The 7,197-nt window shown below is 48.0% G+C and carries 6 protein-coding genes, 6 tRNA genes and 1 pseudogene; 10 read left to right on the top strand and 3 right to left on the bottom strand.

What is annotated here, in order from left to right; translation table 11 throughout:
- On the bottom strand, positions 1 to 753 hold a 753-nt coding region (locus BZG79_RS09210; RefSeq protein WP_077774244.1), incomplete at its 3' end, for an extracellular solute-binding protein.
- A 295-nt stretch (positions 754 to 1,048) separates the two neighbouring features.
- On the opposite strand from BZG79_RS09210, the gene BZG79_RS09200 reads away from it, so the two are divergent.
- From BZG79_RS09200 to BZG79_RS09170, 7 genes are all read left to right on the top strand, one after another.
- Positions 1,049 to 1,657 (top strand): 2OG-Fe(II) oxygenase, encoded by a 609-nt coding sequence (locus tag BZG79_RS09200; protein ID WP_021023132.1) that lies wholly within the window; start codon positions 1,049 to 1,051, stop codon positions 1,655 to 1,657.
- Positions 1,658 to 1,773: 116 nt separating this feature from the next.
- On the top strand, positions 1,774 to 2,343 hold the full coding sequence (locus BZG79_RS09195) for an alpha-ketoglutarate-dependent dioxygenase AlkB (protein WP_051109683.1): 570 nt from the start codon (positions 1,774 to 1,776) through the stop codon (positions 2,341 to 2,343).
- 272 nt (positions 2,344 to 2,615) lie between these two features.
- Positions 2,616 to 2,689: transfer RNA gene (locus BZG79_RS09190), tRNA-Cys, on the top strand.
- Positions 2,690 to 2,718: 29 nt separating this feature from the next.
- Positions 2,719 to 2,795: transfer RNA gene (locus BZG79_RS09185), tRNA-Met, on the top strand.
- Between the two features lie 37 nt (positions 2,796 to 2,832).
- A tRNA-Gly gene (locus BZG79_RS09180) sits at positions 2,833 to 2,908 on the top strand.
- A 36-nt stretch (positions 2,909 to 2,944) separates the two neighbouring features.
- Positions 2,945 to 3,021, top strand: a tRNA-Met gene (locus BZG79_RS09175).
- Positions 3,022 to 3,154: 133 nt separating this feature from the next.
- Positions 3,155 to 3,230 (top strand) — tRNA-Gly (locus BZG79_RS09170).
- Positions 3,231 to 3,266: 36 nt separating this feature from the next.
- On the opposite strand, the gene BZG79_RS09165 is transcribed toward BZG79_RS09170, so the two are convergent.
- Positions 3,267 to 4,238 (bottom strand): sensor domain-containing diguanylate cyclase, encoded by a 972-nt coding sequence (locus BZG79_RS09165; protein ID WP_077461232.1) that lies wholly within the window; start codon positions 4,236 to 4,238, stop codon positions 3,267 to 3,269.
- Positions 4,239 to 4,496: 258 nt separating this feature from the next.
- Between BZG79_RS09165 and BZG79_RS09160 the strand changes: the two genes are divergently transcribed.
- On the top strand, positions 4,497 to 5,498 hold the full coding sequence (locus tag BZG79_RS09160; RefSeq protein ID WP_077774243.1) for an arginine deiminase-related protein: 1,002 nt from the start codon (positions 4,497 to 4,499) through the stop codon (positions 5,496 to 5,498).
- On the opposite strand, the pseudogene BZG79_RS09155 reads toward BZG79_RS09160, so the two are convergent.
- Positions 5,441 to 5,764 (bottom strand): annotated as a pseudogene (locus BZG79_RS09155) (HopJ type III effector protein); the annotation flags it as partial. The gene BZG79_RS09160 and the pseudogene BZG79_RS09155 sit on opposite strands and share 58 nt — an antisense overlap.
- 183 nt (positions 5,765 to 5,947) lie before the next feature.
- On the opposite strand from BZG79_RS09155, the gene BZG79_RS09150 reads away from it, so the two are divergent.
- Together BZG79_RS09150 and BZG79_RS09145 are read left to right on the top strand one after the other, a co-directional pair.
- Positions 5,948 to 6,038: transfer RNA gene (locus BZG79_RS09150), tRNA-Ser, on the top strand.
- Positions 6,039 to 6,277: 239 nt separating this feature from the next.
- On the top strand, positions 6,278 to 6,940 hold the full coding sequence (locus BZG79_RS09145) for an epoxyqueuosine reductase QueH (protein ID WP_077774241.1): 663 nt from the start codon (positions 6,278 to 6,280) through the stop codon (positions 6,938 to 6,940).
- Positions 6,941 to 7,197 lie beyond the last annotated feature (257 nt).

Genomic DNA, 7,197 nt, shown 5'->3' with positions numbered 1-7,197 from the left:
CTCTTGTGGATAGACAAACTCAATCCCATCGACCTCTTGTTGAGCCATATGGGCATTGCCATTCCATTGCTGACCAATATTGACTTCGCCTGTAATAAACGGGACGTGTGGCGCATCGGAGTTATAAACCACCACGTTATCACGCAGAWCGCGTAGGGACTGATAGGCTTGCTTAATTTCCGCTTCATCGGTGCTGTTAATGCTATGGCCCTGGGCTTTTAACGCCATCCCGAACACGTCACGCACATCATTCAGCAGCATGACTTGGCCACGAAAATCGTCGCGCCATAAATCTGCCCATTTTGTCACTTTGCTACCGTCGATGTAATCGCTGTGGTAGCTAATACCCGTGACACCAAAAACATAAGGAAGCGAGTAGTCATTCTTTGGATCAAATGATTGGCCGAGCAAGCCTGGGCGTAACTGGTCAAAATGACCAATCTGGCTTTTATCAATTTTAGCGAGCATATCCTCGTTGATCATGCGCTCAATAAAATAGGTTGAGGCAAACGCCAGATCATAGCCTTCACTGTTTAGCAGCTTAAGCTTGGCATACATGGATTCGTTACTCTCGAATGTCGAGTAGTTCACATCAACCTGGTATTTTTCTTCAAACGCTTCAATGACATCCATGGGCATATACTCTGCCCAATTATAAAGATTGAGCACCTTATCTTCAGCATGGACGCCGCTTGCGAATACCGTCGTGAGTGCAAGTGCTGTTGCGGTGATTCCGTGAGTGATTTTCTTCATTATCATGGTCCTTCAATGGCTAACTGGCCGAGTACACGTCGAGCGCATAATATTGCACCCAGACTCTGTATAAAAGCCTTTTCTTGATCAATCTCGGCCTTTTTAAAGGTTCCGCTAAACAGTAGCATAATGCCGTGCTCGCCCCCTAAACTCGCGCCGAATACAAGGTGAGTGATATGGGTGATGACACAGACGGTTCGATAAATAGTCCTTATCGTCACGATAAAGAAAATAGGTTGCCCCCCAGTCAAAAGGCAGTAAGGTAACCGTTCTAATTGGCGGCGGAGATAAGTATTTGAACGAACTGACCATCATCGATGATATTGCGACTCATGGCCTTAGTGTTTGTGACGATTTTTTATCGGCGCAAGCGGTTAGCGATTTGCAGGCATGCTTACCCGCTCAGTGGAATCAAGCGGCAATCGGCCGAGAGCGTAAACAGCATACCAATACCCAAATTCGTCGCGACAAAATCTATTGGTTAGAACGTGATACGGCGCCCGCTATCGATACGCTTTTGGATAAAATGGCGAATTTGCAGTACGCCTTCAATCGGCATTTATTCTTGGGGTTGTTTGAGTACGAGGCGCATTTTGCTAAGTACAATCCCGGTGATTTTTATGCCAAACATTATGATGCGTTTGAGGGACGATCAAATCGTAAAGTCACGACGGTACTCTATCTAAACCACGATTGGTCTGAGCAAGACGGTGGTGAAATCGTGATTTACAACCCTGATGGGTCGCATCGCCAAACGCTGTGGCCCAAAGCGGGACGGCTGGTCACTTTTTTATCCGAAGCGTTTCCCCATGAAGTGCTCCCGGCCAAGAGGCAACGGTTTAGTATTGCGGGTTGGTATCGGTTAAATGGCATGAGTGGCCGACGTGTTGATCCAATTCGTTAACCACAGCCATACTGAATGCCATATGAGAACCGAGGTGACAATTGTGTATGGCACGCCCCCCACAGCAACAATGTTTTTTTACCGACACGACGTTTGATCCGCAGCAAGGTGTGGCTATGCCCCAAGCTGACGTCTATTGGTCCCCAAACTGGCTAGCGAGCAATCAAGCGGACGCGTTTTTTACATCGCTTCGCGAACAAGCGGCTTGGCAGCAACTTCCTATTTCGATGTTTGGGCGGACCGTGATGCAGCCGCGCTTATTAGCTTGGTATGGTGATCATGCTTATACCTACAGTGGACTCACATTATCTCCCCGCCCTTGGACACCAGAGTTACTGGATTTGAAAGCGCGTGTTGAAGCTGCCACCCACGCCCGTTTCAATACCGTCTTGCTCAATCTCTATCGAGACGGTAGCGATTACATGGGCTGGCATAGAGACGATGAATTGGAATTGGGGAGGCAGCCGACCATTGCCTCGGTGAGTCTGGGCGCGAGTCGTCGGTTTTTATTCCGTCACCCCAAGCGACAGCTAAAGCGTGAGTTTTTACTCGATCATGGCTCACTGTTAGTGATGGCAGGCGAGACGCAAACCCACTGGCAACATAGTGTGCCCAAAACGCAAAAGCCGCTGGGTGAGCGAATCAACCTGACGTTTCGTTGGTTAAACAGTGAAGAGGCTAAGTAAAGCAAGCTGATCGCCTGCGGTGAACAAGTCACTATCGCATTACGCCTCGTCCATGCGATCGCGTGAAATTTTTAGGAAAGACGCGTGAGATTTTTAGCAACGAATAGGGGAATGGCAGTAATAAATGCTGAAAATAACAGCGGATTGGTCGAAGTTTGACGCTTTTGTTTGTAAAACAGCCATCTGAAACTTTTATTAAATAATAAGTGTTGACTCGATCACGTTTATCCGTAGAATGCCTCCCCGTACCGCAGAGACGGAAACAAAACAAAGGCGCGTTGGCAGAGTGGCTATGCAGCGGATTGCAAATCCGTGTACCTCGGTTCGACTCCGGGACGCGCCTCCAAGTTCCTCTAGGTGCACAGTAAAATCGGACGCGGGATGGAGCAGTYTGGTAGCTCGTCGGGCTCATAACCCGAAGGTCGKTGGTTCRAATCCRSCTCCCGCAACCAATTTTTACAAAGCGTGATGCAACGCTTAATTGCATAGGCGACATTAGCTCAGCTGGTAGAGCGCGACCTTGCCAAGGTCGAGGTCACGAGTTCGAACCTCGTATGTCGCTCCAAGTTTTGCCCACATCAAGCATGATTGATGTTACGGACGCGGGATGGAGCAGTCTGGTAGCTCGTCGGGCTCATAACCCGAAGGTCGGTGGTTCGAATCCGCCTCCCGCAACCAATTTTAGGTTGACGAAAAGCATTTAACAGTTGGTTAAAGTCAATACGACCTCCGGTCGGTGCCGTTGCACGGCGCGTTAAATCAGCCTCCCGCAACCAATTTTCTAAGCGCTTTTAGGCGCTTGATTGAACAAGCGACATTAGCTCAGCTGGTAGAGCGCGACCTTGCCAAGGTCGAGGTCACGAGTTCGAACCTCGTATGTCGCTCCAATCTTCTCATCGTTTTTCTCATCTATTTTGTTAGCGTTATCCAATATCACGTGTTTCCGAAGGCACAGGGTATGTCCGAGTGTCGTTCGTTGCGTCTAATAACATGGTTTCTAATGTCACTGTTTCATCGATCTGGGTGAAGTGGGCGAGGCCGACCGAATAGACAAACGGATAACGTTCTGACGATAAACGCCGGCAGAGCCTTAGGTAAAATCGATCTAATTGGGCTTCGACGGCGTCAACGTCTTGTTGAATCAATAATACGGCGAATTCACAGCCTTCTAAACGTCCTATCCAGCCTGTATCATCAAAGACATCCCTTAAACAGGCGGCAAATGCTCTCAGGACGCCATCACCCGCATGCTTGCCATAGTGCCGATTTATGCCTTGTAGCTGACGGACGTCAAAGTGCAGCAAAGTATGTTGATCTTCGATCACCATCTCATCGGTCAAATAGCTGGTTACTTCTCGGTAAAAGCCACGGCGATTAAATACGCTTGTCAAAGGGTCGATCACATTTTGTTGAGTCATGACCAGCTCATGTTCCACGATTCGCGCGAGATCTGACAGCGCGCGCTCACAGGCGTCAGTGAGCTGACGAGGCTTGTGGTCGATGACACAGAGGGTACCAAGCAAGTGCTCGCTATCAAGACTAAAAGGGAATCCAGCATAAAAACGGATGTTAGGAGGGCCGGTTACCAATGGGTTATCATCAAATCGACGATCATTAAGCGTGTCCTCAATGATAAATGGTTCGAGTTGATGAATAGCATGCCCACAAATGGACTCACTGCGCCCAGTCTGATTAACGGCTAACCCACGTTTGGCTTTAAACCATTGGCGATCTTCATCAACCAGGCTAATCGCAACCACCGGGCAATCAGATACGTAGGCTGCGACACGCACAATTCGCTCAAATCGATCTTCACGGCCCGTATCTAATATCCCTAGATCATATAAGGCGTGAAGACGCTTATCTTCGTGGCGAGTTGGCTGCGCTGGTTTCATGCTTTGTTCTCCCTGTTTATTTTAATAGTGTAGTTAACTAAACTTCCGCCCTGCAATGTGCGGATTCACCTGGATTTGTAAAAAAATGATTTGTAAAAACCGGGGTGTAAAAAACCCTATTTGTAAAAAACTTGTTTCAATGATATTTTCCTGCGGTTATTCATTCCACTGGGTGAGGCTGTTGCGCGTTTAAAACTGATCGCGTACCCCATAGCCCATCTATACTCTTTAAGTCATGTTGTTTTAGAAGGTTTGCTTATGGCGTTTTTAGCGAGCTACGATACCCAATATCCGCTATCCCATCCCCACGCAGCGTCGGCCGTGTTGATGGTGCCCCCGCTTCATTTTAAGTTTAATGCACAAACCAGTGAGGATAATGGTTTTCAACACGCTCCCTCATTGCCCGACGAGGAAGTAAAAACGCGCGCCATGGCAGAGTTTAATAACATGGTGATGATTTTGCGTCGCCATGGTATTGATGTGGTGGTGATGGAATACCCTGACTCGGATCCGGCGACACCGGATGCCGTCTTCCCGAATAACTGGTTTAGCACCTTGCCCAGTGGTGAGCTTTATCTTTACCCTATGGCATGCCCAAACCGTCAGTTGGAGGTAAAGCCAGAGCGTTTAATGGCAGCATTGGATCGTGCCGGCTATGACGTTAATCATGTGCATAAGGTCAAATGTCATGATAAAGAAGAGGCGTTTCTCGAAAGCACAGGCGCAATGGTTATCGATCACCTTAACCAGCGTGTTTATGCGGCACTTTCACACCGTTGTGACAGTATTTTATTGACCGAATGGGCAGCAAAGGTAGGCATGCGACAAGTCGTGAGCTTCAACACCGAGATGAGCGATGGCAATCCGGTTTATCATACTAATGTGATGATGGCTGTGGGCGAAGCGTTTGCCGTGGTTTGTGATGAGGTAATAGAGGCCGGGCAGCGGGATTTGGTCTGCAATACACTGAGCGAAGACAAAACGCTCGTTTCGATCAGTGAATCACAAATGAATCAGCTTTGTGGCAATATCTTGCAATTGCGAAATCGACATGGCGAATCGGTGATTGTGATGTCGTTGTCTGCTTACAGTGCTTTTACAGAAGCGCAAAAGCGTACATTACGCCAGTTTGGGAAACTGGTTCCTATCGATGTCACAACAATAGAGACAATTGGCGGCGGTAGCGTAGCTTTCAAGGGCATTTTGTCAAACGACACACCTTTCCAGCCGGTTACCATAAAAGTACGAATATTGTTATGATCAGTCCCAGAGGGATGGCTCAACACGTCCTCGCGGTAGTACCCTCCGAAACACGCGAGCGTTTGCGCTTCCGTTAACTCATGCAGCTGGCAAAACGCGAGCACTTTGCAAGAGCCTGTATTTTGTCCAGCTTTATTGGCGAGGTTACCGTTAGTAAATCGCGTGGGCGCGTAGTCGTAATGTGCATCTATCACCGCCATCGTCTCATCAAACATTACCATATCGGGTGTTTGCGTTACCTTGGCGAGAAAGCTGTCTAAGGTCATGTCGGTTCCTGAGTTAGTAACATGCGAGCTCTCAATGGAGAGTATATGCACGTTGTACCAACTTGTTCACCGAATGTGAAGCCGCGACATGTCAGTAACGGATGAATATCCATCACTTAAACAAAAAATAGTGTTGCAGTACTTTACATTGCACTAGGGCATCATTAGTATACAAAGCTGTTCGGAGGGATGGCTGAGCGGTTGAAAGCACCGGTCTTGAAAACCGGCAAGGGTTAATAGCCCTTCCAGGGTTCAAATCCCTGTCCCTCCGCCAAATCTAAAAAAGCCGCTGAAAAATCAGCGGCTTTTTTGTATCTATTTTAACCTTCTCTTTCCGAAGTCTGTTCACACTCGCCCGAGTAAGTGATGTAAAGTTCATCATAAATAAGCGCAAAACACCGCTCGAAAATCACAACGTCTGCAAATTTGGGCGATGGCGTGCTAGAATCCGTTACATACGCAAATATATGAATATTGGCGTTTTATTTTTTGCATTGTGAACACGGAATTGCCATGCCTGAATTTACACGTACGCCGTTGCCTTTGCCGCCTGACTTTGATCGCGACAACGACCAGTTACTCCTTCACTCTTGTTGTGCCCCTTGTTCGGGAGAGGTGATGGAAGCTATACAAGCAAGCGGGATCCGCTACAGTATCTTTTTTTATAATCCCAACATACATCCTGTTAAAGAATACGAAATTCGCAAGCAGGAGAATATTCGCTTTGCAGAAGAGCATGACGTGCCGTTTATCGATATGGATTACGACACCGATAACTGGTACGCCAGAGCAAAGGGGATGGAGTTTGAACCCGAGCGCGGCATCCGATGTACCATGTGCTTTGATATGCGGTTCGAGCGTACAGCGTTATATGCCGCCGAACATGGTTTCCGGTTTATCAGTAGTTCACTGGGTATCTCGCGCTGGAAGAACATGCAGCAAATTAATGATTGTGGCCATCGCGCAGCCGCCCCATATCCAGATGTAAGCTACTGGGATTACAACTGGCGCAAGCAAGGTGGTAGTCAGCGAATGATAGAAATCAGCAAGCGCGAGCGTTTTTACCAGCAGGAATACTGCGGGTGTATTTATTCGCTGCGGGATACGAATAAACACCGCCTAGCGCAAGGACGCGAGCGAATTAAGCTCGGCGTGCAATACTACGGCGACGATTAAAACTAAACCGCTGACACCAGCGAAGGGCGCCGTTTCGGCGCTTTTTTCTCCACTCACTGAGAATGCCCACCGCATTGCAATGTGTGCGCAAATTAACAGCTTGGTGATGCTTTTCCTTACAGGTAGGGAAGAACCCCCTAATATGTTAATAAATTGTACCGTGCKATAAAGGCCCCGTGACCGAACTGATTGCTCATCCCGAATGGCTACTGCTTGTGCTGGCTCCCGTGTTTTTCTTATGCATGTTGGGAGAGTAC

Origin of the sequence: Salinivibrio sp. MA427, from assembly GCF_001996115.1 — a bacterium.
Taxonomy (GTDB): domain Bacteria; phylum Pseudomonadota; class Gammaproteobacteria; order Enterobacterales; family Vibrionaceae; genus Salinivibrio; species Salinivibrio costicola.
The sequence above is the reverse complement of the archived record's forward strand: the minus strand, read 5'-3'. Positions and strand labels throughout refer to the sequence as shown.